This window comes from Leptospira abararensis (assembly GCF_016918735.1).
Classification (GTDB): Bacteria; Spirochaetota; Leptospiria; order Leptospirales; family Leptospiraceae; genus Leptospira_A; species Leptospira_A abararensis.
The window spans coordinates 417,564-443,937 of the sequence record NZ_JAFFPR010000060.1; the positions used below are offsets into that span (position 1 = coordinate 417,564).

A 26,374-nucleotide genomic window follows, 5' to 3' on the forward strand; every position below is an offset into this window, starting at 1 on the left:
GTATTTTTCCATTTGCAATGCGCTCAATTGGAAATTGAAAAACCAAGCCTCTTTCAATTTTTATTTTTATCGGCATCCCCCACTTCCGTTGGTGTTGTCACTTCAGATTTTGCCAGTGGCGGAAGATTCAAAACTTTTGAACCAAACTCCTTTACGACTTTTCCTACCTCCATTCCCATCCATTCAGATGCGGTGGGAAGGTATACAAACGATAGAGTTTTTATTGTGAACCGTTTAAACCGCGACAGTATTCAAGTATTGAATCCTCAGCTTGGATTCATCACCGAACAAGAATTTAGCGTTGGACAAGGTAAAAATCCCCAAGACATTTCTGTTTGGAACGATAAATATTTTGTGAGCCTTTATAATTCTGATGAATTAGCAATTTATTCGAGGTATAACGGAATCAAAATTGGAGGAGTTTCTTTTTCTTCTCTTCGAGAAACTTTTTCCACTTCTGGAATTCCTGACAGCTCTGTTGAATCTTCGTATATGGTTCAGGACGGATCCAGTTTGTTTGTATTATTACAGCGACTGGATAGAAATGATGTATCAGGATATCTGCCACCTAACTCTGATTCATACCTGGTGGAAATAGATATGGACTTAAACCAAATTAGAGCAGTTTACACCTTACCTTATAGAAATCCAAGCTCCAAAATCCAAAAAACAAATTTGTTTGGTGAACCACATTTGGTTTTTTCTTGCGTAGGGCGAGTTGGTTTTATCTCGCAAATTGATGCAGGAGTTATCGCCTTTCGTTTGAGCACTCGTCAATTTCACCCAAATCGTCTTTTTGCAGAAGAGGTAGCGGGAGGAGATATTCTCGCTTTCCAAATCAAAAACGAAGAACTTGGATTTGCTGCTGTATTAGATGCTGGATTTACAAAAACGGTTCAAGCCTTTCGACCGCGAACTGGCGAACGACTAGGAACTCTTTTACGAATTCCAGGAAATATTGGTATCAGTCTTTCTGGTCTATTGTTAACGAATGAGGGGAAACTACTTGTAGGTTCTACTGATTTTTCCAGACCAGGAATTTATGTTTACGACTCCAATCTTGGGAATGTACTTTTAAATCCTATTCCAAGTTCTGTGGAACTAACACCCTTCGATATCTTCCAGTTGCAAAATCTTCAGTAAATTTCAAAATGGAAAAAGGCAGGAGAATCTAATTTATGTTAACTCTTAAAAAACACCAAAGTGGTCCATTGACCAAACAAGTTTTATTAATCATCTTGGATGGAGTTGGGTTTACAGAAAAAGGATACGAAAATGGGAACGCAGTAGCCAAAGCACAAATGCCTGTCTTAAAAGGACTTTGGAAAACTCACCCCACTGTATTATTAAAAGCACATGGAACTGCCGTAGGGATGCCGAGCGATGAGGACATGGGCAACTCAGAAGTTGGTCACAATGTTTTAGGTTCTGGAAGGATATTTGATCAAGGTGCAAAATTAGTTTCTCAATCCATAGAAAATGGCAGTTTATTTGCCGGTCCAATTTGGAAAAAATGCATCGCCAATTGTAAATCCCACCAATCTACATTTCATTTCCTTGGTTTGTTCTCTGATGGAAATGTACATAGCCATATCGATCACTTAAAAGCACTCATAGACAATGCCATCAAAGAAGACACCAAAAAAATACGTTTACACATCCTTCTTGATGGAAGAGATGTTCCCGAAAAATCAGCGTTAGATTATTTAAATCCATTTGAAGAATATTTAGATTCCTATCGTAAGAACGGAATCGACATACAAATTGCATCTGGTGGTGGACGAATGGAACTTACCATGGATCGTTATGATGCCGATTGGTCCATGGTGGAAAGAGGTTGGAACCACCATGTCGAAGGAGAAGGCCGTACATTCAAATCTGCAAAAGAAGCAATTGAAACCTTTCGAAAAGAAAATCCGGCCGTTATTGATCAGTACCTCCCTGGATTTGTAATCGGTGATTCCAATGGAAAACCTGTTGGTAAAGTAGAAGATAATGATTCTGTGGTATTTTTTAATTTTCGTGGTGACCGCGCGATTGAAATCTCAAGAGCTTTTACTGAAGAATCATTAACTAACTTTAACAGAAAGAGATTTCCGAAAATTGAATTTGCGGGAATGATGCAGTATGATGGAGATCTATTTATCCCCAAACAATACTTAGTTGCCCCTCCTACAATTGATCGCACCATGGGAGAATACTTTGCTAACGAGGGAATTGCCCAGTATGCTTTGTCTGAAACTCAAAAATATGGACACGTAACTTTTTTTTGGAATGGTAACAAGTCAGGTTACTTCAATCAAACATTAGAGACTTACGAAGAAGTTAAATCAGACATCATCCCCTTTGATCAAAAACCAGAAATGAAAGCAAAAGAAATCACCGATAATCTGGTGCTTGCTTTAACATCTCACAAATTTCCTTTTTTGCGAGTCAATTATGCTAACGGAGATATGGTGGGGCATACGGGAAATATGGATGCTACCGTTCGTGGTCTAGAATATCTCGATGTATGTTTAGAACGTATTAAAAAAATCTGCGATGAAACTGGGACTGTTTTATGTATAACAGCGGACCATGGAAATGCGGACGAAATGTACCAACTCACAAAAAAAGGAACTGCAGAGACAGCTAAAGATGGAAAACCTGTTCCAAAAACAAGCCATACACTCAATCCAGTTCAATTTGTTCTCTATGATCCAAAAGGAAAGATCAAGCTCGATCAAAACCTAAAGGAAAAAGGTTTGGCCAACGTTGCAGCAACTATGATGGATCTACTTGGATTTGAACCTCCAGAAGGATACCATCCAAGTCTAATTAGCAGGGATTAAAATCCCTCAATTATTATGTATTTTCGGATTATTATCGGTATTCTTTTCAGTTTTATTTTTTTCAACTGTTCAGAACCCGGAATCGGTTCTTTTTCTGAAGAAACAAAAGAGAAGATCAGAAAGAAAATCAAACAAGAGGGTTTTCATGGAGTTGTCCTTATCTCCCAAGATGACAACATTTTATTTCGAGAATCAATTTATGCCGGTAAAAAAAGAAAAAGATACCAACTCTACAAAAAACATAATTTTCCGTTAGGTGAATCGACCAAAATATTTACTTCTTTTGTCATACATAAATTGGAGGAAGAAAAAAAATTATCTTTGTCCGATTCCGTTTCTAAACATCTAAATTGGTTTCCCTATTCCAAAGTTACCATAGGTCATTTGTTACGCCATACATCAGGCTTGCCAAAAATCATCGAATTTCTTCCAAATTTCGATACGGAAAAATCTCACCTAAAACGAGAGGAAATCAAACGACTGTTTTTAGAATCTAAACTAAAACCAGCCTTTCCTCCTGGAGAGTATTGGAAATATAGCCGTCTCGATTATCTCATCCTATCGTATCTTATAGAAAAAATTTCAGGTATTTCTTATTCCAATTATTTGAAAGAAAATATTTTCACTCCACTTGGTATGAAAAATACGAATGTGGATTCCAATGAAGTGTTAATTGGTAATAGCGGAATTTATTCTACTCCCGAAGACCTTGTGATTTTTGGTGAAGAACTTAAAAAACCAAAACTAATTTCCAAATTATCTCGAGACACAATCATTAAAAAAACAGTTTTGTCCGATTCCATATCTGAAGATCCAATCGCCTTTGGTGAAGGAATCTTCGTTGGAGATTATTTTTATTGGACTTATGGTAAAGAAAAAGGGATTTCCAATTTTGTTTATCATGATTTAAAAAGTAGGATCTTCATTACAATTGTAAGTCCTTATGGTAGTAGCAAAGGGGATTTGTCTTCTGTGAAATCGGCTATCACCGAAATTATTTTTGATGCAAAAAAATTAAATCTAAGAAAAAAATCAAATCTTCCAAACGAAGTATCTATTGAAGATTTAATGAAAGAAGAAAAAGTACCTTCCCTTGGAATTGCAGTATTCAGAAATTATGGATTAAGTTGGAAAAAAATGTATGGAACAAAATCTCAACATACACTTTTTCGAGCCGGCTCTCTTTCCAAAACAATGACTGCAACCGCAACACTACGATTAGTGGAAACAGGCCAATTAGATTTGTATTCCAATTGGATCGGAAAACTAAAACAGTATAAAGTGTCCGTTCCGAAAGGAAAAAGAAGATCTATCGTGAATCTTGATTTATTACTATCTCATACTAGTGGACTTACAGAAAAAGGAAATTGGGACGATCCCATTAACTCCGGAAAAAAACATCTACGTGAGTTAAAAGATACAAATACAACCAAAGGGAATGGTTTAAAATTGTATTACAAACCAGGAACCAAATCTAGATATTCCGGTGGAGGTTATAGCATTGTGCAAGAGATACTCACCGAACGAACGGGCAAATCATTTCAAAATCTTATGTCCGAAGTAGTTTTCGAACCCCTACATATGATACGTAGTACATTTCGTCAAAATCTTTCGATCAATGATGATCGTTGTGATGGATATGATGAACAAGAAAATATCCTTCCCCAAAAAACTTTTGTTACACCAGAACTATCCTCAGGAGGGCTTTGGACAACTCCGGAGGAAGTAGGTCTATTATTTTCGGAAGTAGCGAAGGCGAAACAAGGGAAATCAAATTTTCTTTCTAAAGAATCAGCAGAGTATTTGCTTTCACCCAAGATGAGTGCTGCAAACCTAACAGTCCATGCACTGGTCGCCCATGGATTTTTTCTAAACCGCACCGGTAAAACAGAATACTTCTTTCATGGGGGTCACACAAAGGGACATAAGTCGCTTGCTCTTTTCAACACAGAAAAAGGATATGGAGTTGTCATTATGACCAATTCAGAAAACGGATCCAAACTGATTTGGCGGATTCTTAGGTCTATTTCGGTAGAAGAAAAATGGGATAAGTTCGTCAATTAATCTATTGACCAAATCCCAAAATTGGCTATTCTCAAAGCGGTTCAATGGAATATACAGAATCTAAATTCGATGGTATTGTTGTTCTGAAATTGTTCGGCAACTTAGACATGTTAAATGCCGGCATCCTAAAAGAACGGATCAAAGAATCTGCGTCTCAAGAAGAACATCGATTTATCTTCGACTTGGAAGGTGTCAGTTTTATTGATTCTTCAGGTTTTGGACTCATCATGTCTTTGAATGATAAATTAACCGAGTTAGGTGGAGGTTTAAGAATAGTCAATGTTTCCAAAACCATCAGGCAAATTTTTCGAATTTCTAAAATTTCTTCAGTGATTCAAATCTTTGAAAGTACAGAAGAAGCGATCAATTCCTTCAAATAACTTAACTGACCGAAGTAGTCACCATTTTCTTCCAAAAGTTTTTTAACTTCTGAACCTTTGGATTCTCGGGAGCCATTTCTTGCAAAGCAAGAAGCACTTCTTTCGAACGTTCAATGTCCCTTCTATGCATTAGAATTTCTGCAAGTAATAGTAGGTTATTGAAATTTTTTGGATCTCTAAATCGAAGTCTTTCGGCAAAATCCGTTGCTAATACAAAATCTCTTCTTTGTTTGTGGGCATAAGCAATATAGAATAAAAAATCCGTGTCCCCTGGATTCAATTGTAAATATCGATTCGCAAGTTCAATCGCCTTCTCATAATCCTTAGATTTCATATACAATTTAGATAATTCTCTTAGACAGTATAGATCATCTGGTTCCGATTCTAATGCAAGTTCCAAAGCAAAGATTGCATTGTTCCATTCTCCATCACGATAAGATTGAATGCCTTCTCCCAACATTTGATAGTAAACATTTGGTTTAGTGGATTCTTTAGCAGCGTAAGCGACCTCTTCTAAAAAAGCAATCCGCATCAGACTTAAATCATCGGTGAGATCTCCAAATTGTAACATGGCTTTACAAATTAAATTTAAGTCACCGCCTCCTTCAGACACATGACGTAAAAAAATGGTTTCATCATCATTGATAACTCGATTTCCACCAGATTGACCAACAAATAAGTCATCACGTCCATCTGATCCTAAAATGAGTACATCACCTGGACGCAAAGGGTAAATCTGAATCACCACTTCGTCCCCACTCATTTCCGTAAAACCGATCTTTCTTAAGGAATGTTCATTCTCCAGAAAATTCGCAATTCCATCTCGATACAATACAATCCATGGATGTTCTGCGTTGATATAATATAATGTTCCTGTTTCTTCATCAACTAATCCTAGTATGGCGGAAAGCAACATGTGGCCATCGAAACTAATAAAGACATTATGAACTTCTTGAAAACATTCTTTTAACCATCGTTCGGGATGCCTATCTTGCATATACCTTAGCTTCTGGGTTCTTGTAATGATGGATTTAAATACAGTTCCCATAACTAGAGCACCGCCGGCACCTTGGATGGATTTACCCATGGCATCTGCATTTAGGAAGACAGTATATTTTTTACCCATCAAATATATAGAATCTGAAACCGAAAGATCTCCACCAATTTCCGATTGTTTGTTTCTGAATCGAAACTGTTTCATCTGACGTTCAAAAATTTTAATAGAGACTGTTTCTGATTTTGCAAAGGAACCACGCAGAGGTTTGATGAGAAGTGAAGTTAAAAAATAATCCCCATCTTGTTTGTCTTGGAGTTTTTGCATCTCGGATAAAGTGTCGTTTAGTTCCCTAGTTCTCAGGTTCACCATTTCTTCTAAATGATTTTGGTGTTCCGATAACTCTTCTTTCATCTCCACGAAAACTCTACCCATTTGCCCAATCTCATCACTCCTGTGAGTAGGTAAAGTTTCCGGTTTCCACTGGTCTAAATCCACCATTGCTGTTGTCAGGAGTTTGATTGCCTCAACCATATCTCTTGAAAATAAAAATGATATTAGGAAAATTACGCCACATAATATAAGTGAGGCGACAACAAAAAAAGACCAAATTCTCCAAGTTTTGGATTCTACTTCGTTTTCATCGATCATTACATGAAATACCAGGTGTTTAACCGATTGCGAGCTTCCCGCATAAGGAATTTTTACCAAATAATATGGTTTGCTTTGAAAATGGAATCTCTGTTCTTCCATTAACAAATCTGGCTTTTCATTCATCACCGAACGAATCATATCCGATCCAATGGTTTTAACTTTACCTTCTTGAAAAATTGCTAAATGAATTCGATTGTTTTTCGATATGGTTTTTGTAAAATTGTCATCAACTACTTGGCCAATAAGAATAGTACCCCGACCAAAGAGTGGAGCTGCCAATCGAAATCCAAGCCCACTATGTCCATCTTCCAAAGCAGCTGTCGATTGCCCATTCAGTGCATTTCGAATGATCGGTTGGTTTTTTTTATCATCACCAAAATCTTTGGGGCGATGTACCCGAAACAAAACCTTTCCTTGGTTGTCTCCGATTTCGAAAATAGAAAGGCCGTATCTTTTTAGGATTTGTTGTAAATAAGGGAGTTCTTTCGAAAGTATGGAACGGTCAGTAAGCCCTCTTTCTAAAATTCCTCGAGTTTGAGAGTTAAAAGTGATTTCCTCAAGCAGTAAACGCAGTTTTTCCTCTTTAAATTCTAATTCTCTTTGAAAATTCCGAGACAAGTCTTCCGCTCGCTGCGTTTGCGGTATATTCTTAACCGATTGCAAGAGATAGGCGAAACTGGTAGTGAGAGCAATTACAAGAAGAATTTGACTCACACTCAATATTAATAAGAATTTGTAACGTATGCTCATAGAAAACTACGTGAATCTTCTCAGTTTTGAGTTACAATCAAATGACATTCCCTTGAAGGAAATGTATCATCCCGAAAATTTAAGATGAAACCAAACGCTTTTCTTTTTTTCCTTATCATCCTCGTTTTAGCAATCTATTATACTTTTGAATACATCCTACATATTCGTACATTAAAATCATTCAAACATAGAATCCATGTAAACGGAACCAGAGGGAAATCGAGTGTCACAAGACTCATACGAGCAGGCCTCTCCGGCACAGGAATGTCCGTTTTTGCCAAAACAACGGGAACTATGGCGCGAATGATTTTTCCAGATGGATCCGAAGAATCCATCTCACGATTTGGAAAACCATCTATTTTAGAACAAATTAAAATTCTAAAGAAGGCAGAAAGGAAAGGTGCTGAAATTGTTGTTTTAGAATGTATGGCCTTAGAACCGCGTTACCAGTGGGCGAGCGAAGGTCAAATTTTGAAATCGGACATTGGTGTAATTACAAACATTAGAGAAGACCATATGGAAGTGATGGGGCCAACTTTACTGGATGTCGCCAAATCATTGTTATCAACTTGCCCAATAAATGGTACTCTCGTTGTTGGACCTACAGAATTTGAATCATTAATTCTCAAAGTTTGTGATGATAGAAAATCAAAAGCAATTTTAATCAAAGAAAATTCTATTCAGACGATTACCGAAGAAGAGATGACAAAATTTTCCTATTGGGAACATAAAGAAAATGTTTATCTTGCTCTACAAGTCTGCGAATTACTTGGAGTGAATCGACAAATGGCCCTGGAAGCTATGTGGAAAGTAAGTCCAGATCCTGGCGCACTGTCCGTATCACCGATCCACTTTTTTGGAAAAGAATTTATCTATGCAAATGCGATGGCAGCAAATGATCCCGATAGTACAAAACTCATTTGGTCATCTGTGATCGAACGTTATCCACAACATAACAAACGCTACATCTTATTTCACACAAGAGATGACAGACCCGAAAGAAGTCGCCAACTAGTCAAAGAATTTGCAAACTGGGAAGGATACGAGGCTGTGATTTTGATTGGCTCCTCCACTTCCCTTGCTTTTAAATACCTAAAGAAATATTCCAAAAAAGACATCCCTATCTTTGTTTGGGAACACTTAAGTTTAGATGGAATTTTTGAATCTTTACTTTCTATCCTGCCTAAACAATCTTTAGTTTTTGGTATTGGAAATATTGTTGGTTTGGGAATGGACTTATCTTTATATTTAAAAAACAGGTCGGAACAAACGAATGAATGAAATTCTTCCTTTATCCATTGGACTTAGTCTCGTTGTTAGTTTGGTGTTTTCGGAATTGTTTGGAATTCTTGGCACTGGACTGGTTGTTCCTGGGTATTTAGCAATGTCGTTAAACCATCCAAAGAACATTGCACTTACCTTTTTAATTGCCCTACTTTCCTTTATTTGTGTCGAGTTATTATCCAACTTTTTACTTATCTTTGGAAAGAGAAAAGTCGTCTTTATATTGTTATTTGGATATTTTTTCGGATATCTGTTAAACTACCAAATCCTTCCTGATATAGATATTGCTTATCTTTCTGAAGTGAGAGGGATCGGATTTATCATCCCTGGACTTATTGCTGTTTGGTATGAAAGACAGGGTGTATTGGAAACAACATCTGTCCTCATACTTGCTTCTATTTTTGTAAAAATTCTCCTTATTTTTCTTTTGGGTACTGAGTTAGAAACATTATGATGACAAAAATTTATTGGTCCCCATGGAAACATTCCAGAATTGCTTTATTTATTTTAGCAGTAATGGGAATATTGGGGCTTTTATTAATTGAGACTTGCAAAGTAAAAAAGGAACAATCCTACTTTAAAAAAAAACTGCATGCAGCAAAACTTGCCGAACGCGGATTTCAAATTTTAAAACCAGAGCTTCTAAAACATAAGAAACCAGATTATAAAGAACTAGATCCAACCAATTCTGGATTCATTGGAGAATTCCTAACACCCGTTACAAGCAATAGCGGATCTTTATCTGCCAAACAAACTTCAATCAATCCAAACTTTGCAGCGGTTATGATTCAGTTTCTAAAAAAAGCAAAATTAGAGGAAGGAGATACCGTTGCAGTCGCAGTATCAGGATCTTTTCCTGCTCTAAACATTTGTTTGTTTGCAGCCTTGGATACTTTGAAACTAAAACCAATTATAATCTCCAGTGCTTCTGCATCACAATTTGGAGCGAACCACCCGCAAATGTTATGGTTGGATATGGAAAGAGAACTTGTCACATCTGGAATTTTTTCCTTTCGCTCCAGTTACGCATCGCTCGGTGGAATTCAAGATAAAGCCATGGGAATATCAAAAGAAGGAAAGGAACTTTTAAATCGTGCGTTGCAAAGAAACCAAGTAAAATTCTTAGATCCCATTCACTTTGATGATTCCATTGCAAAAAGAATGAAGTTATATGAAGAGTTATCGGGCGGAAAACCAATCAAATTATTTGTGAACGTTGGCGGAGGCACCACCATCCTTGGAACTAACCTAGGGAAACAAGTTTTCAAAAACGGTCTCATTACCGATTTACCCGAGGAAGTTCACATTCCGAACTCGGTGATCAAATCTTTTTTAGAACGAGAAGTTCCCGTGGTTAACTTCATTCAAATCGAATCTCTCGCGAGGAAATTTGGCCTTCCTCAAACTCCAAAAAAAGTTCCCAAACCTGGGGAAGGAAGGGTGTTTTATTCAGAAGAATACAGTCCCTTCCTTTATCTTTCCGTTTTCCTTTTTCTCCTAGTGGGATTGTATGGTGTTACGAGGCTCGGTTGGGGTGAAAATGAGGAAGACCGCTACCTTCCCAAATCCCTTCGCGCCAAGTGAGGTGTTATGGCAAAAATCATTGTCCTCTCGATTCTCCTTTTTTTGATCCTGCGTTGGGTGAGTCGTATCCTGATTTTACCGGCAAAAATTGCAGAGGAGTTAGGGAACAAACAAAGAGAAGGTTATCCCCAAAACCAAGGGTGGACCAAATCCAAGGAAAAAGACGTTTCCGACCGAGGAAAAATTATAGACTAAGTTCCGATTTCCTACCATGTGATTTCGTAATTCTGTCGAAAATGAAACTAAGATGAGACAGAATTCGGTACCAAATCCCCTCATTCGGAATTTTTCCAAGCAGATCTTTGCCCTCCTCCCAATCTTATTCACGATTACTCTCATTCAATGCGGAGTCCCAAAAGGTGAATTTGGGTGGACCACAACAAAAATGGAGGAAATGGACATTCTAGAAAAACACATCCAAACCATCACCGACTATAAAATGATGCGGGATGATCTTATCTTTTCTCCCACCGATACCATTCACTATGTTTACCAGTTTTCAAGAAATCCTGGTTTAGAGACGGACTTTTACATCTCACTCAATCGTTATGAATTGGACTTCGTAGAGATTGATATCAAGAAAAAACGAGTAGAGCCAGATTCACTTGCAATAAGAGATGAATTTTCCTTATTACGAACGGGTGAGTATTTAATTAAAATCGTTCATGAAGGGGATACGGTGGATGAGGTAAAATTCAGGGTGTTACCTGACGAAGGTTATACGCAAGAAAACCTAGAACAAGAATTAGCTGGTGACCAAACAGACGAAATTATCAAATACTCTCGCTGATGGGTGGTTGTATATTTCCTGTTTCTAAAATTCTCTTCACTCGTTCTAATTCTTTCAGAGCAACCCTAATGTCGGTTTCTCCACCTTCTTTAATGATTCGTTCATAGAACTCTTTTGCTTTGCTAAAATCTCTAGATTCCTCAGCCAAAACACCTAACCGAAACAATATCTTAATCAATGGAATTTTATTTTTTTTCGTTTCTAATACTCGAATCACTGCTTCTTGATCTTCAATTTTTAAGTCCATCAATCGATATTGAGATAGAATATCGTCGAGTGTAGTCACCATAAGATCTTTTTTGAGATTTTGTTTTTTCTCGATAAGATCTTTGAGTTCTTTTTCCGCCAAAATCATTTTTTCATCTAACCTCTTCCATTGAGCAAAAGAGATGTTGAGTTTGTTTCTTTCTAATTCGTTTCGTTTGTGTTTTTTATCTTTTTTACTGAGATAATAATAAGCTATCGATTCTAGTTCAGTAAGTCCAGTATCCGTATCTAAAGCAGGATTCCAGTCCTTACTATTTCGTTCTAACCAATACTCCAAAAAGGAAGCGGCACGATCGGGATCCCCAATCTGTGAATTAAAAAAAACACCAATTTCATAGGAAACTCTGGTTTTATCGACAGAATCTGGAGATAAGTTAAAATACTTTTCATAGTATTGACCTGCGATGATATTTCGTTTCAAATCTGCATTAATGGTTGCCAAACGAAGATTTGATTTTATGATTCTTTCCTGTTCTTCTGGGGATGGATTTTTTACTTTTAAAAGTTCAGCCAATCCCTTTTCATAAAAGTCAGTTGCTCTTTCTTTTTTACCATCCTGTCTGTATTGTTCTGCGATATCGGTTAACACCAAAGGATTTTCATTCCATAAACGATAGGCTCTTTCTAAAATAAGTTCATAGGCAAAAAAGTCTGTGTTCCGCTTATAGTCGAATAATACATAAATACCTTTACCTGCAGTTCCTAATTTGTTAACAATTTTAAGACGTTCTTTGTTATCATCTTCCAATTTCCTAACTACATTAGCAAATGCATACAGATCATTAGATTCAATTTGTTTTCGTTTATTAAGATAAGTCAAATATCTGAGATTCACTGAATCATCATACTTCTGCTTTGTTTGTTTTCTATTTTCTTCCGCAGTTCGAACATCCTCTTTCCAAAGTTTCGATTGAGGGATTAAATCTGATAATTTTTTTCCTTCTCGAATCCAATTACTTTCCTTGAGATGAATTTCATCTTTTGTTTTTTTAAGTTTTTCTTCTGATTGTTTCCACTCATTAAACAAACGATCATGTTCTTTTGCAGATAAAGCATCATACCCCAGTAGATCTTCTTTTTGCCATTCCCCATTTCTAAACCCTTCTTCCGTCATTTCGAGAGGGTGGTATCTAAAGGCAGCGAGATAATGACGTAAGGCTGGCGCATATTTTTCCGACTCAACATGTAGTCGAGCAAGTCTTATGTGTAGATTATATAATAATGGGGAATCACGAACGATATAGGTTTCAGAATTTTTATGAGTGCTCTGCCATAACAAAAGACGAATATCATTCATCTCCGTTCGCGAATTGTAAACATTCCCTTTTTCTCTATCTTCCCAGATTCGTTTTTCTTCAATAAACTGACTGTAATAACGTTTGAGTAAACCTTCCGCCTCACGAATCTTAGTTTCTAAATTTTTAGGTCCAGTATCGACGCTGACATCGACAGGAGTATCGGCTCCAGGGACAACTGGCACATCTTGGGCATTGGGATCTACAGGTTTCGGCTCTTCTCGAAGGGCAATTCCTGAATCTTCATCAATCGGGATTCTTTTTTCTGAATCTAGTGTTTGGATTTCTTCCGTCGATATTACTTGTAAGGGGGACAAATAAAGCCCAGATAGGGGGTTTCTGCGGTCCTCTTCTCCAGACCATAAATTCCCAACCCCAAAGAATAAAATGAACAAAGAAACGACAAAGGACCTCAGTTTCCCAAGAAAGTCACTTCCCATCTTATCACTCTTTTCTTTTCCCAGGTTTTCTGGGGCCCAATCCTGTTGCATACAATCCGATTCAGTTCCCTGATTTTAACTATCGGCGAAAAATCAAATTTCGACAACCAAAAGGTGTTGTATAATTGCAATGACTAGCGTTCACTGTAAGGCAATCCACCGTAGATCTGGATTTCCTATGTCAAAAAACATCGTTGAAAGGTATCTCGTCCTCAAAAACAAATATCGAAATTATGATACCAAATATGCCCTCAAACGGATGCAAGCGTTTCGACTCGCCACCCAAGAATTGTCACGCAAAGGGTATGAAGTTGCCTTAGAACTTTTAGGATCAATCAACTTTGGAATTGTTGATCCCACTTCCGATGTTGACTGCATTTTGCTTTTGGAATGCGACTTACACAAAGATCAGAGTTGTTGCCCTGCTCACTGTACGAATCTGTCTTTTGTAAAAACAGAAATTTCTAAATTTGTTTCAAAAAGGTTAGCTCCAGAAACATTTAACATTGATTATCTGGATACAATCAATTTGAAATATGTAGAAGAAAAAATCAGAACCGAATCTGTTCTTGGCGATGAGACTCTATATTGTTTATTATTTTATAGAAATATTGGAAGGCCTGTCAATCGCCCTTTGTTTATTCCCTTTTGTGATCAACTGGAAGAAAACCACGACTTTGTAAAAGAAATTATGTCTTGGGCGGCCGAAGCATTGGAAGGGTATCTCAACACCAACCAACACAGAATGTCTTTCAACAAATACAATGAACGAATCAGAGCTCGAGGACTCAATCTTCCCGAAGGATTACAACAAGAATTGCAAGCCTATATGGAAGGAAAATCTTAAAGTTCACTAATATATAGTAAGGGTACGAGTACTTTTTAATCAAAAATATACAAAGACCAAAATTCAATTTATAAAACTGAGTGTAAGAAATTCCTATTTAAAACCTCTCTTAATATTATTGTTTACCATAAAACTTGAATCTGTAATTTTTTGACATGCCGACAAGAATTTGGACAAAAAAAGGTAGGTTGTTTCCATACTTACTTTTGAACATTCTCCTTTTTATTTTTGTCGCCATTGCTTTTTTATTTTATACTGCTAGTGAAAGAAATATCGATGAGGCAGAAGAAAACCGTTACAAATCTTTACAAATCGCAAACGAACTCCGGCAATCCTCTGACCAACTCACAAACTTAGTAAGATTGTATGCGATCCAGAAAGAGGAAAAATACAAAATTTACTTTCAGATGATTTTGGATATTCGCGACGGGAATCGTCCGCGACCAAAAGATTATGATAATGCTTATTGGGATTTAGTCATAGCCAACAAACTCCCTCCGCCCTCTGAAGAAGGAAAAGCCATCAGCATTTATGAATCCATGAAAAATGCTAAGTTTCTTGAGTCCGATTATTTATTACTTTCGGAATCAAAACGCAAATCTGACCAGTTGACAAAAATAGAGTTTGAAGCTATGTCCATTGTTGCTTCTGACATGAAAGTTGGATCCAAATCCAATCCACGTGCAATCAACTTACTATTCGATGATAACTATCTCCAAGCAAAAGCGGAGATTATGAAGCCAATCAATGATTTATATTATCAACTCAATGATCGCACTACAAAAGCCATCGAAGATGCAAAAAGAAAAGTTTTTATCCTGAGGACAATACTCATTGTTTCCGGTGTATTTTTTGCACTCAGTTTATTCCTTACACATAGGTCACTGACCGCAATCATTGGGGGAAGTGTCGATGAAGCTTTTCGTAGAATCTCTTTATTGGGGCAAGGAAACTTTTCTGGAGATATCCACCCTGTTTCCTTGAAAAATTCCATTCTCTATAGTTTAAATATTACACAAAAAAGATTACAGGAATTACATGAAGAAGGCGAATCCACTAAACAACGATTAATAGAAAGCGAATCCAAACTTCGCAATATTTTAAACAATGTATCCGCATGTATTTATCTTAAAGACACAAGTGGTAGATATCTTTTTGCTAACCAAGCCGTATGTAATCTTTTTGGATATCCCTTAGAAGAAATTCTAAACCAAACAGATGAAAAATTCCTCGAAGAAGAAACTGCAAAAACAATCATCGAAAACGATAGGACAGTTTTATTGGAAGGAAAAACACTTCATGCAGAGGAAGAAATCCACAATCGTTCCGATGGAAAAACATATTCTTTTCTTACTGTAAAAATCCCCTTAAGGAACCAAACCGGGGAAATTTATGCACTTTGTGGTATTTCCACAGATATTGGATTAACAAAAGAAATTCAAAAAGAACTAGAACGAGCAAAAAATTCCGCCGAAATTGCAAACCGAGCGAAGTCGGAATTTTTAGCATCCATGAGCCATGAAATTCGCACACCTCTAAATGGAGTGATTGGACTAACACAAATCCTTTTTAGAACAAACTTAAATGAAGAACAAGAATCTCTTGTAAAGTCCATAGCATCTGCCGGAAAATCTTTGTTGCTCCTTCTAAATGATATTCTTGATTTTTCAAAAATGGAAGCGGGAAAAATGAATATCGAAAAAAGCAAATTCGATATTCGTGATGCAGTAACTGAAATTTTTGATTTATTATCCATCGAATCCAAATCAAAAGCCATTGAGTTAAAACTTGAAATCGATCAGGATGTACCAGAGTTTATTTACTCGGATGTTGGTAGAATTCGCCAAATCATTTTCAATTTACTTGGGAATGCTATTAAATTTACAGAGAAAGGTTCTGTTATATTACGACTTAAAAAAGAAATGCAGTGGATCCGGCTGGAAGTGGAAGATTCCGGAATTGGTATCCCTGATGAAAAAATTAAATCTATTTTTAATATGTTTTCACAAGCCGATGCATCTACTTCTCGTAAATATGGTGGAACGGGCTTGGGGCTTGCTATTTCAGAACGTTTGGTTTCGTTACTCGGAGGAACCATCGGAGCAGACAGTCAGCTAAACAAAGGAAGTTTATTTTGGTGCCTTTTTCCTTACGAAAACCCAGATTCAACTAATATAAACAAAACGAATGTTTCAGAATTGATACAAACTGCCTCTTTGGAATCAATATTTTCTAACCAAAAGTTTTTGGTAGTCGAGGATAATGTATTAAATCAAAAAGTAATCGGTGGACTATTAAGAAAATATAATATTAATTTTGATTTAGCAGAAAACGGGGAAATTGCCGTTACTCTTTTTAAGCAAAATCAATATGATCTGATTCTAATGGACTGTGAAATGCCAGTAATGGATGGTTTTGAAGCCACATTAAAAATTAGAGAACTCGAAAAAACTAAATCTGAAAAAATCATCATTTTGGCCGTCACGGCTCATGTCCTTACCGAACACAAAGAAAAATGTTTTGAAGTAGGTATGAATGGATTTATAAGCAAACCTTTTTATATAGAAAACTTATTACAAACTTATAAAGAGATATTAGATTCTAAAAAAAATAAATACACTAAAAATCAGAAAAAAATTAAAAATAATCATACCAACTAATTTTTAGTTACATGAATTATCCCTCCATCTCCGTAGGTTTTGGTAACTTCCGCAATGATCACTTGATACCCTTCATACCATTTAGAATATTGAGATTTTGCCAATGTATGATCAGAAAAAGTCTTAAGCGATTCGAGGCCAAGGTAGGTTTTAAAATAATAAACAACGGCCATTGTCCCCTTTTCTAAATTGACCCAACTATCCTTTCCCAAATATTCAGGGTGACTTTCTACATACGATTCAATCGAAGAATCCAAAGTTTCAAATTCTTGATCTGATTTTTTTTGTTTAAAGATAAAAGTTGCACTAATCATAATTATAGTTTAAATAATGATAACTCACGATTTAATTCTAAAATCAAGGAATTTAACTCCGCTGATGATTTTGCAGTTTTTTCTGACATCATTGATAATTTTGCGGTATCGTTTGCCAGATGATGAACAGAAGAGCTCATTTCTTCATTCACTTTTTTTTTGTTCCTCTGTTGCAAAGGAAACAGAGACTCGTTTAATCAAATCAGAAATTGTTTTTGTAGAAAAAGCTGTCCGTTCTGCGAGTTTTCCCACCTCAGAAGCAACAACCGCAAATCCCCTTCCCATGTCCCCCGCTCTTGCCGCTTCAATAGAAGCATTTAATGCAAGTAAGTTGATTTGTTCGGAAATTTCTTTTTTGTTTCAGAAGATTCGAATGATTCAGTAAAAAGGATACGAATTTAATAAAGGATGTAATTATCGATTTTTTTTGTAAATTAGAAGGACTCTAAATGTTTTAAGGAAAATTAGAAGCTTTGGTTTTTACATTCTCTAAATGGCGAATGTCCTTACCCGTATTTAATCGCACAAGTTCTTCTGCTACGTTTACCGCATAGTCACCTAACCGTTCTAGTGCGAGGATGATTCGATACACATCAGCAAATTCCTGTTTTTCCATATCAGGGACACAACGATATTTATGAAATGCTTGGTCACAAAGAGCATTCAATTCATCTTCTAAAGTATTCACACTTCCCATAAACCTTTCTTTTTCTTCAACAAGGGATTCAATGGCCATTCCCGCAAGAGTGGTCACTCGTGATAAGATAAGAGTCATTGGTTCTTCATTTTTAAAAAGGCCTTTGCGAATGGTTTTATGGCGAAAAACATCAGCACAGTTGACCACTTGGTCTCCCATCCTTTCCATGTTTCTAGTAATCCGAATGGCGGAGAGTGCAAAACGGAGTGGGTCTTTTTTTAAGACGATGTCGTTGTCCACATCTCCCATACCAAGAATGTTACGATTACTCACCGCTTCTAAAATGGCATTTTGGGAAAGGTTATCATTTTCCTTTTCCAAATCGTCAATCAAATCGTCTCGTTCTACAATACGTTCCGCTTGTGCATAATCATCATCTTCTAAAGCCTCACTTAAGAGAATGACCTGTTCCAAAACAAGTTCTGCCATGGAATACAAATTCTTTCTTAGGTAATAAAACTTTGAAATGATCATATTTTATAACTATAAACGAAAACCTTTCGGTAGTTAGACGGTTGCTAACTCGGTGACTTCTTCCACAGTGAGAATTTTTTCAATATCAATTAGGATGATGAACCTGTTATCCTTTTTACCCACACCCGTGATGTACCTGGAAGATATCCCTTTGACCGAAGGAGGTGGTGGGTCCACTTGGTTTGCGGGGAAATGCACCACGTGCGAGACCTTATCCACAATCACACCAATGGACTTTCCAGAGACATTAATCACAATGGCTCGGTCTGCTGCCGCTTCTGTAACATTTTTAATGTTCAGACGTTTGGCAAGGTCAATCATTCGAACGACTTTGCCACGAATGTCCATTATCCCTGCAAAAAAACTTTTGGATTGTGGAACGCGGATTAGGTTAGTGATTTTGACAATTTCTTCGACAATGGTGATGGGAATGGCATATTCTTCATCGCCCAAATTGAATATAATGTACTGCTCATGAATGAATTGGTTTGCGGATGATGTTTCTTTTGCCATATAACTTTCTAAAATGGTACCTACGCACTAGAAGTAGACGTAGCCATTGTAGAAAAAATATGAACCGAAACTCAGAAATGACAACACTTTTGTCATTAAGACAGAACGTTTTCTGACAAGAAAATCCAGAAGTCCTGCGGTCATACCTAGGATTCCCAGAGTCAGTCCTAATACGACATAATCATAATAGAGATAATACACCAAACATCCGAATCCGATCCCCATACAGATATCTTGCAAATCTCCCCAGACACGCCTTTTAAAACGCAACCAGAGCGATCCTCGGGCCTCTCTTGCCTCACGACGCTCCCGTCTCCAACGTTGGAACCGAGTTTCCCGGACAATGCCGAAAATAGAATCATAGCGGGTAGAAGGAAAAAGTGCTGACTGTAAAGGTAATCTCGAAGTACGGCTTTTTTCCTGGGTATCAGGTACAAAGGGGGGATAAATTTCGTACGCCCCGCCAATACATGCAAGCATGTCTTTATCGGGGAGAGCACTGAAGTATTCGCGAAAGGGCCAAACCTTTCGAAAGACAGGATAAGCACGGCCAGAAGTAATATCCTTCTCACCTTGTACGGTACCGTTTTTGACGGTGGCACCATACATACGGCCCTTCTCTTCTTTGATTTCTACAGCTAACCGAACGAGTCGTTCGTGAAAGTTGAACTCAGCCTCCAGGACATCCCCGAGAGGTGTTTCCATGGTAAATGCTCGGATGAAACCGGGTGTGCGGGGTTTCTGTTTCCTCCAGACTTGTTTCATAACAAATCTATCGGAGGAAAAAGAAAGTCACTGAAGAAAGATTATTTCTTCTTTTTGTGTCTGTTGGCTCTGCGTTTTTTCTTACGTTTGTGGGTTGCGATTTTTCTACGCTTTCTCTTTTTTCCGGAAGGCATTCCTTCCTCCTTATATCAAGCCTATCTGTCAAAATTCTAGTCGAGGTACTTTTGTAAAACTTTATTTTTCCGCATAGTGGATAACATAGCTTTGATATCTCCTACACCGTCACGAGAGGTCACGAGAAGGACGTCTGGTTCTTCCACTACGATGAGATCCTTCACACCCAGAAAGGCAATGAGTTCCTTCTGAACGGAAGAAATATTCCCAGAAGCTTTATGGTAGAGGACTTCTTTTCCTTGGTGGTGGTTCTTTTCTTTGTCCCCTGGAAGGATTCTTTCCAAAGACATCCAAGACCCTACATCATCCCAATTGAAAGTAGCTTCCACCATACGGATGCGATTGGATTTTTCCATAATGGCTGTGTCGATCGCTTCTGAAGGAAGCATTTGGAAGGCGGTCTTTAAATCTCCAAAACTCTTAAAAGGAAATCCATTTTTGAGTGGTCCTAAAATATGAGGAGCATGACGTTCTAATTCCGAAAGAATGGTTTCTGTACGAAAAAGAAAAATCCCTGGATTCCAATAAAAATTCTTCTTCTTTATGTATTTTAAAGCAGTTTTGAAATCTGGTTTTTCAAAAAAAGCCTTTACCGTATAACCTACATCAGTTGGCTTTCCAGTGCTAATATAACCATATCCAACTTCAGGACGGTTGGGTTTGACCCCAAGTAGAACCATTCCATTTTCTGTTTCGTAGAGAGCCTGTTCTATGGTTTTTGTAAATTCTTTGATGGGATCAATAAAAGCATCCGCAGACAAAACAATAAGATTCGGATTTCCAAATTTTTTCTGAAAGTATAGGGCCGAAAGAGCAATGATGGGCGCTGTGTTTTTTCCTTCTGGTTCCAGAATGAAATTGGTGGAAGGGAATTTAGGATCTTTTTTTAGGATTTCTGCTTTCAGGTTCGCATTGGTTCCAATATAAATTCTATCGAGAGTAGTAATGGTGAGAGCACGATCAATGGTCTCTTTGAGAAGGGTTTTATTGGAATAAACTTTCTGGAGTTGTTTCGGGGAATTGGTGCGGGAGCGAGGCCAAAACCTCTCCCCCTTTCCACCAGCCATAATGAGGACAACCGGGGATTCTTTAGGTAATTTTGCCATAGGGTTTGGAACCAGAATCTAGCAAAGCAAACAGAGGAAAACCAGAAAAGAGTTAGACCCCTCCCGCTTCTTTCGGGGCATCTTCACTGTGGAGTTTGATGGGTTTTGCCGGGATGATGGTAGAAATCGCGTGTTTGTACACCAAGTTCTGCTTGCTCTCGTTTTCTAAGATGATCGTGAAGTTGTCAAAACTGACAACCTTTCCTTTCAGCGGAACTCCATTTAACAAGTAGATAGTGAGATCGATTTTCTCCTTTCTTGCTGTATTTAGAAGTTGGTCTTGGATATTATTTTTTGCCGACATTGGAAATCCCGAGTGTTTTCTCTATATTTTATCTATATTTGTATACAATTGGACAGCTGCTTCGAAGGAAATGGGTGAAAGTAACGGATCTTTTTTGAACCAAGTGATCTGTCGTTTCGCGTAATTCCTGTGGCTTTGGGCCAACTGCTCAATGAATGTATTACTGTCTATGATTCCATTTAGAAAGGCAAGCGCAAAATTGTAACCTAAGGTTCGTAGGCCTGGACAGTTCGATCCGTATTTAGAAACCACTTCTTTTGTCTCCGCTAACATACCCGTGGCGATCTCTTCCACTCTGTGATTGATTCTTTCATAGAGAATGTCACGGGGCCAGTCCAACCAATGCCCAATCACTTGGACATCTGGATAATCATTTAAGTATCCACCCACCGTTTCCTTGGAAACTTCGGACCACAAAACTCCCGTGAGAACTACTTCTAAAGCTCGTTTGATTCGGTATCCATCTTGTGGTGACAAAGATTCCAGCGCTTTGGGATCTTTCGCATATAACTCCTCTCTTGCTTTTTCCAACGGAAGTTCCAAAACAAAGTCCTTAGTTTCTTTGGGTACATTTGGTACGGGATACATTCCCATAAGAAAGGCCCGAAGGTAAAAACCTGTGCCTCCAATAAGAAAGGGAATTTTTCCTCGGGCTGTAATGTCTTTTATAGCCTCTCTTGCCCAGAGGGAAAATTGACTGGCATTGATAGATTCGTCTGCGTTTAAAAAACCAACGAGCCAGTGGCGGATGTGGGAGGACTCTTCGTGAGTGGGTGCCGTTGTGCCTACCGGAAGGTCCCGGTAGACTTGGCGTGAGTCAAAAGAAACAATTTCGAAACGTTTGGGGTCGAGGACTTTAGTGAGGGCCGTTTTTCCAGAACCGGTGGGTCCACCAAGGATGGGAAGGATCACACCTCTTCCTCGGCTGCGACCTCCTCTTCTTCGGCCTCTTCTAATTCTTCCGTTTCTTCCATAAGTTCATCATCTTCTAAAACTGGCTCTTCCTCTTCTTCCACTTCATATTCAGAACTGCGGATAGCCGCCATTCGTGATTTGATGGCTGGTTTTGCCAATTGGTCTGCCCCACATTTAGGGCATTTTTTTTCCAGTTTGTGCAAATCATAAAATTTGGTACCACAAGAGTAACAATTGAACTTTTTGCCCAAAGGGTTGTTGGGATCGATCTTTACAGCGGGTGCCTTGGAGACAGCAGAAGCTGTTTTCGGGGCCGGCACGGCTTTCGCCTTAGTAGCGGGAATTTTAGCGCCAGCTACGGGCTTTTTTTTATCTTCCTTCGGGGAAGCGGACTTTGCGTCCTTGGTTGGTTTCTCTTTGGCTACCGCTTTTTTCTTGGGCGGGGCCTGCTTCTTGACTGCTTTTTTTGCGACCATAAACGTACTTTTGACAGTTTTGGAAATCCCCTCAGAGGGACAACCTTTTTGAAATTGGACGGTTTTCTCCTGGATGAAATTTAATGAAAAGTTTTTTTTTTCCTATGACCCAATTAAGTGTCAATGTCAACAAGATCGCCACTCTACGAAATTCTCGTGGCGGATCCATTCCTAGTGTCATTCAAATTTCTGAGATCATTCTAAATGCCGGTGCATACGGCATCACCATCCATCCCAGAGAGGATGAAAGGCATATCACCAAACAAGATGTATTCGAAATAAGGGAGTTTTTGAAATCTTACAACGAAAATTTATCTAAAAAGGGATTTCCTAAAAAAGAATTCAATATCGAAGGGGAACCAAGTGAACGATTTTTAGACCTAGTCCTTTTGGCAAAACCCGACCAAGCCACACTCGTTCCCGTGAAACCTGGAGAAATCACCTCCGACCACGGATTTGATTTAAAAGACAAAACAGTGTTCCAAACTTTAAAATCCATGACCAAACGTTTCCACGAAGAAGGAATCCGTGTCTCTTTGTTTATGGAAACCAATTTCGAACAATATCCGCTGGTCAAAGAATTAGGAGCCGAAAGGATCGAGTTGTATACAGGACCCTTTGCTTATGCTTACGAACGGTCTTTGGAAGAAGGTTTACTCAGTTTCAAAGATTATGAAATGGCAGCCAAAGAGGCCCACAAACTGGGATTAGGTGTCAATGCAGGACATGACTTGGATACAAACAATTTGCAAGTTTTTGCCAAACTTCCCCATTTAGCAGAAGTTTCGATTGGTCATAGGCTTGTGAGCCAAAGCCTGATCGTAGGAATGGAGACTACTATAAGGGATTACCTTAGAGTTCTTTCGCTAGGAAACGAAGTTTAGAATACTGAGGGTCTTGTTCGAGGAGTAACTTGGCTGCTCTTTCTAAGGCCAAAGCGAGTTGTCCTTCTAGTTTGCCTTTCCGTTTGGCCTGTTGGATCTCTGATAAAAAACTACGAATGGCTTCTTTGCCTTGTGATTCGTTTCCTGAAAGGGAAGCGAGTTTGAGTTTTCTCCAAGCATCCGTAATCGGTGCACCGGGTTTTGCCGATCCAGGCAAGGACGACATACCGCTTTCTGTTCCAAGCGGTGCATTGGCAGTCACAACTCCAGCACTAGCACCCACTGCCTGTCCCGATTCACCACGGTGGAAACTGGCTGTGTCCCAAATCCTAGAAAAAGGATCCGTTTTCATTTGGTCCGCATAAAGACGTTCCTTATAGGAAAGGGCAGAAATTCGGATTTCTTTTTGGATCCGAGATTTGTCACCCTCACCCAAACGTTGGAAACAATCGGAAAGGACACCCCGACGCAAAGTTTCTTTGGTGAGGATCCCACGTTCTGCAAGAAATCGAAAGGATTCGGCCTCTGGTAGTTTGTTTTCCTTACAAAGTTTTTGTGTTTCAGTAAAAACTGCCAAAACCTCTCCATCCCGAGAATGTGCTTTGAGATCCGCTAAATTTCCCGACTTTTCGGCGGAAATTCGTAACATATTTTTATACAAACTGTCGTTTGGATTTTTCTCTAGAGCCTTTCTAAAAGCAGTATAACTCTCTGCATAATTGCCTCGGTGGAATTCGAGAAGTCCCCAAGTGTAACATAAATATCCATCGTCGGTGTCCCTTGTTCGGCAAACGTATCTTAGTCGAGACATAGCGACTTCTCTAGAATCGGAGGACTCCCATACGTCAAGGAGCACCTCTTCCAAGAAGATTAGGGTTTCCAAACTGTACGGATCTCGGGTTGGGTTTTTCTGAGGCTCTGTTGTACAAAACCCAAAGGAAAGAGCGAAAATCAGGACAACGAATGGACGCATCACACCGTCTATGATATACGTGTGTCCTAGATTTGTCCCGATTTTTTTTGAGTTGCATGGACTGGAAAATCGGAAATTCTTAGGATAATCTATCCACTTTACGAGCGATCCCTTGAAACGAATTGTTTACCTACTTTCCTTTTTCACCCTACTCAGTTTTGCCCTTCCTGTAGGCTTTATCTCCTGCGAACCGGAAGCCAAAAAAGCTCCTAACCGTGTAACCAATTTTACCTACCAAGACTTCGAAACCGTGGTCAAATCAGTGGATAAGTACTATATTGATAAAAATATCAATAAAAACCGAGCTTTCACGGATGCGGCATCCTTTGCCGTTCTCAGTATGCCTCACCCACTCTATATTTACCCAGAAAGTTATTTCAATGAAAGGGAAAAATACGATGACAAAGACGATCTTTGGCCAGGAAAAACATTCAAAATTTCCCCTTCCGACAAATTTGTGTTATTCGACCCTGATTATGTTCTAGTAGAAAAAATTCAAAAAGAAAAATTAAAGAAAAACGAAAACAGAAAACTTTCTGATGCAGAATTAAAAAAACTCATCGAAAAAGAAAAACTTAAAAAATCGGTTATCGCTGCTAAATGGGAAGAAATCAATTTCTCTCGTAAAGAATTTGATCGAGTGATCTCTTATATCCAAGATAATTTGGAAACTTACAAAACACCTGTTCTCAAAGGGCTTGTAGAACTTGACGGGGAACTTCCTGAAGAAGAGGAAGAGAAAAAAGAATTCAGCATGGAACAAGTGTTTCTTGCTGCAGCCAACGGTTATTTGAATTCTCTTGATCCACATTCCAATGTTTTCCTAAAAGAAATGTGGGAAGAGTCCATGGCTAAAATCAGCGATGGTTCCTTTGAAGGAATTGGTGCCATACTTTCTGGTGGTGGCAGTCGCGAGGTGGTTGTGGAAAATCCATTGGAAGGAAGCCCTGCAGTCAAAGCGGGAATCCGAAGTGGAGATACCATTATTGCTGTGGATGGAAAGATCATTAAAAACTTATCTCTCGACAAAGTGGTAAAAAAAATCAAAGGACCAAAAGCAACCAAAGTGGTTCTAACCATCACAAGAAAGGGTAACACTGGAAAAACGGACATCGAAGTAGTTCGTGATAAAATTACGATTAAAAACGTAACCCACCATATCGTAAAAGAAAATCCTCAAGTTGGTTATATCAAACTTACCGGGTTTGTCAAACCAGGCCCAGGCGAAGCACCAATCGACACACAAATTGCCAATGCAGTTGTGGAGATGGAACAAGAAGCCAAAGACAGTGGCAAACCACTCAAAGCTTTGATTTTAGATTTACGCGGAAACTCGGGCGGGTATTTAGATTTAGCCATTGATATTACTGATATGTTTATCGAAAAAGGAATGATTGTATTCACAAGAACTCCGTTCCGTAGCGATGAAGAAAAATATGCAAAAAACAAAGATATCACTAAACTGCCGCTAGTTGTCATGATTAATTCCAAATCGGCATCGGCTTCTGAAATTGTTGCCAGTGCCATCCAACACCATGGACGCGGAATTTTGTTAGGGGAAAGAACTTTCGGAAAGGCAACCGTTCAAAGTTTAAATAACTTAGAAAACAACCCTGATTATTTGTTAAAAATCACTAATGCAAGATACTACTCACCATCTGGAAAAACCATCCAAGTTGTGGGCGTTTCTCCTGATATTGAAGTTTCCGAAGAACCTGATGGCGGATTTCCATTCCGTTACCGTGAGGAAGATATGTGGAACCACCTTCCCCTCATCCCTCATGAAGGTGTTGTGAAGTCCAAGTTCAATGTAAATGCCATCAAAGAGTATGCTAAGAAAAATGGAAAGGCGGACGCCTTCTTAAAATCACATGCCAATGATGCCATCAAACCAGACTATATGCTCATCAGAAGTTTGGATTACATCGAAGGAATGTTGAATACAAAATAATCCAAGTCCCCAAAGGAGATGGATATA

General features: G+C 38.4%; 24 protein-coding genes and 1 pseudogene. 13 read left to right on the top strand and 12 right to left on the bottom strand.

Annotated features, from left to right (window positions below; translation table 11 throughout):
* Positions 1-27 precede the first annotated feature (27 nt).
* From JWG40_RS19220 to JWG40_RS19235, 4 genes are read left to right on the top strand one after another with little or no spacing between them, the layout of a single operon-like run.
* On the top strand, positions 28-1,143 hold the full coding sequence (locus JWG40_RS19220) for a hypothetical protein (protein ID WP_232369501.1): 1,116 nt from the start codon (positions 28-30) through the stop codon (positions 1,141-1,143).
* Positions 1,144-1,178: 35 nt separating this feature from the next.
* The gene (gene gpmI, locus JWG40_RS19225; protein ID WP_205287361.1) at positions 1,179-2,831 is read left to right on the top strand and encodes a 2,3-bisphosphoglycerate-independent phosphoglycerate mutase; all 1,653 of its coding nucleotides are present in this window, start codon (positions 1,179-1,181) and stop codon (positions 2,829-2,831) included.
* 15 nt (positions 2,832-2,846) lie between these two features.
* On the top strand, positions 2,847-4,895 hold the full coding sequence (locus JWG40_RS19230; protein ID WP_205287362.1) for a serine hydrolase domain-containing protein: 2,049 nt from the start codon (positions 2,847-2,849) through the stop codon (positions 4,893-4,895).
* Between the two features lie 44 nt (positions 4,896-4,939).
* A complete protein-coding gene (locus JWG40_RS19235; protein ID WP_135602143.1) occupies positions 4,940-5,275 on the top strand; it encodes an STAS domain-containing protein in 336 nt (111 codons plus the stop codon).
* A 1-nt stretch (position 5,276) separates the two neighbouring features.
* Here JWG40_RS19235 and JWG40_RS19240 read toward each other — a convergent pair whose 3' ends face one another.
* Complete coding sequence (locus JWG40_RS19240) at positions 5,277-7,673, bottom strand: SpoIIE family protein phosphatase (protein WP_205287363.1); 2,397 nt, start codon at positions 7,671-7,673, stop codon at positions 5,277-5,279.
* Positions 7,674-7,757: 84 nt separating this feature from the next.
* On the opposite strand from JWG40_RS19240, the gene pgsB reads away from it, so the two are divergent.
* Genes pgsB through JWG40_RS19265 form a run of 5 tightly spaced genes read left to right on the top strand, consistent with a single transcriptional unit; the run spans position 7,758 to position 11,331 of the window.
* Entirely contained in the window at positions 7,758-8,954 is a 1,197-nt protein-coding gene (gene pgsB, locus JWG40_RS19245) for a poly-gamma-glutamate synthase PgsB (RefSeq protein WP_205287364.1), read from the top strand.
* Positions 8,947-9,411, top strand: a complete 465-nt coding sequence (pgsC, locus tag JWG40_RS19250; RefSeq protein WP_205287365.1) for a poly-gamma-glutamate biosynthesis protein PgsC — start codon at positions 8,947-8,949, stop codon at positions 9,409-9,411. Before pgsB ends, pgsC begins: the two co-directional genes overlap by 8 nt.
* The gene (pgsW, locus tag JWG40_RS19255; RefSeq protein ID WP_205287455.1) at positions 9,411-10,541 is read left to right on the top strand and encodes a poly-gamma-glutamate system protein; all 1,131 of its coding nucleotides are present in this window, start codon (positions 9,411-9,413) and stop codon (positions 10,539-10,541) included. Before pgsC ends, pgsW begins: the two co-directional genes overlap by 1 nt.
* A 6-nt stretch (positions 10,542-10,547) precedes the next feature.
* The gene (locus tag JWG40_RS19260; RefSeq protein WP_205287366.1) at positions 10,548-10,736 is read left to right on the top strand and encodes a hypothetical protein; all 189 of its coding nucleotides are present in this window, start codon (positions 10,548-10,550) and stop codon (positions 10,734-10,736) included.
* 52 nt (positions 10,737-10,788) lie between these two features.
* Positions 10,789-11,331, top strand: coding sequence for an LIC_12238 family plasminogen-binding lipoprotein (locus JWG40_RS19265; RefSeq protein ID WP_205287367.1), 543 nt, complete (start codon positions 10,789-10,791; stop codon positions 11,329-11,331).
* Here JWG40_RS19265 and JWG40_RS19270 read toward each other — a convergent pair.
* On the bottom strand, positions 11,315-13,384 hold the full coding sequence (locus JWG40_RS19270; RefSeq protein ID WP_205287368.1) for a tetratricopeptide repeat protein: 2,070 nt from the start codon (positions 13,382-13,384) through the stop codon (positions 11,315-11,317). The genes JWG40_RS19265 and JWG40_RS19270 overlap by 17 nt on opposite strands.
* 127 nt (positions 13,385-13,511) lie before the next feature.
* On the opposite strand from JWG40_RS19270, the gene JWG40_RS19275 reads away from it, so the two are divergent.
* Positions 13,512-14,180 (top strand): hypothetical protein, encoded by a 669-nt coding sequence (locus JWG40_RS19275; protein WP_205287369.1) that lies wholly within the window; start codon positions 13,512-13,514, stop codon positions 14,178-14,180.
* Between the two features lie 155 nt (positions 14,181-14,335).
* On the top strand, positions 14,336-16,840 hold the full coding sequence (locus JWG40_RS19280; RefSeq protein ID WP_205287370.1) for a PAS domain-containing hybrid sensor histidine kinase/response regulator: 2,505 nt from the start codon (positions 14,336-14,338) through the stop codon (positions 16,838-16,840).
* Here JWG40_RS19280 and JWG40_RS19285 read toward each other — a convergent pair.
* The 9 genes and pseudogenes from JWG40_RS19285 to JWG40_RS19325 all read right to left on the bottom strand — a co-directional run bounded on the left by JWG40_RS19285 (position 16,837) and on the right by JWG40_RS19325 (position 22,539).
* On the bottom strand, positions 16,837-17,154 hold the full coding sequence (locus JWG40_RS19285; RefSeq protein ID WP_205287371.1) for a hypothetical protein: 318 nt from the start codon (positions 17,152-17,154) through the stop codon (positions 16,837-16,839). The genes JWG40_RS19280 and JWG40_RS19285 overlap by 4 nt on opposite strands.
* Before the next feature lie 168 nt (positions 17,155-17,322).
* A pseudogene (locus JWG40_RS19290) lies at positions 17,323-17,508 on the bottom strand (methyl-accepting chemotaxis protein); the annotation flags it as partial.
* Positions 17,509-17,608: 100 nt separating this feature from the next.
* Positions 17,609-18,325 carry a phosphate signaling complex PhoU family protein gene (locus JWG40_RS19295; RefSeq protein ID WP_205287372.1) on the bottom strand — a complete coding sequence of 239 codons (717 nt, stop codon included), beginning with the start codon at positions 18,323-18,325 and terminating at the stop codon, positions 17,609-17,611.
* A gap of 33 nt (positions 18,326-18,358) precedes the next feature.
* Positions 18,359-18,838, bottom strand: a complete 480-nt coding sequence (locus tag JWG40_RS19300; RefSeq protein ID WP_205287373.1) for a chemotaxis protein CheW — start codon at positions 18,836-18,838, stop codon at positions 18,359-18,361.
* A gap of 27 nt (positions 18,839-18,865) precedes the next feature.
* Positions 18,866-19,603, bottom strand: a complete 738-nt coding sequence (locus JWG40_RS19305) for a hypothetical protein (RefSeq protein ID WP_205287374.1) — start codon at positions 19,601-19,603, stop codon at positions 18,866-18,868.
* A gap of 170 nt (positions 19,604-19,773) precedes the next feature.
* Positions 19,774-20,844 (bottom strand): mannose-1-phosphate guanylyltransferase, encoded by a 1,071-nt coding sequence (locus JWG40_RS19310; RefSeq protein WP_205287375.1) that lies wholly within the window; start codon positions 20,842-20,844, stop codon positions 19,774-19,776.
* Between the two features lie 52 nt (positions 20,845-20,896).
* Positions 20,897-21,148, bottom strand: coding sequence for an RNA chaperone Hfq (gene hfq / locus JWG40_RS19315; RefSeq protein ID WP_015681952.1), 252 nt, complete (start codon positions 21,146-21,148; stop codon positions 20,897-20,899).
* Between the two features lie 21 nt (positions 21,149-21,169).
* Positions 21,170-22,060: a tRNA (adenosine(37)-N6)-dimethylallyltransferase MiaA gene (gene miaA / locus JWG40_RS19320; protein ID WP_205287376.1), complete on the bottom strand. Its 891-nt coding sequence runs from the start codon at positions 22,058-22,060 to the stop codon at positions 21,170-21,172.
* Complete coding sequence (locus JWG40_RS19325) at positions 22,057-22,539, bottom strand: FYDLN acid domain-containing protein (RefSeq protein WP_205287377.1); 483 nt, start codon at positions 22,537-22,539, stop codon at positions 22,057-22,059. Before JWG40_RS19325 ends, miaA begins: the two co-directional genes overlap by 4 nt.
* Positions 22,540-22,643: 104 nt before the next feature.
* Here JWG40_RS19325 and JWG40_RS19330 point away from each other — a divergent pair, with 104 nt between their 5' ends.
* Positions 22,644-23,423 carry a pyridoxine 5'-phosphate synthase gene (locus JWG40_RS19330; protein ID WP_205287457.1) on the top strand — a complete coding sequence of 260 codons (780 nt, stop codon included), beginning with the start codon at positions 22,644-22,646 and terminating at the stop codon, positions 23,421-23,423.
* Here JWG40_RS19330 and JWG40_RS19335 read toward each other — a convergent pair.
* Positions 23,392-24,396 carry a tetratricopeptide repeat protein gene (locus JWG40_RS19335; protein ID WP_205287378.1) on the bottom strand — a complete coding sequence of 335 codons (1,005 nt, stop codon included), beginning with the start codon at positions 24,394-24,396 and terminating at the stop codon, positions 23,392-23,394. The two genes, JWG40_RS19330 and JWG40_RS19335, sit on opposite strands and share 32 nt — an antisense overlap.
* Before the next feature lie 112 nt (positions 24,397-24,508).
* On the opposite strand from JWG40_RS19335, the gene JWG40_RS19340 reads away from it, so the two are divergent.
* Complete coding sequence (locus JWG40_RS19340) at positions 24,509-26,347, top strand: S41 family peptidase (protein ID WP_205287379.1); 1,839 nt, start codon at positions 24,509-24,511, stop codon at positions 26,345-26,347.
* Positions 26,348-26,374: the final 27 nt, after the last annotated feature.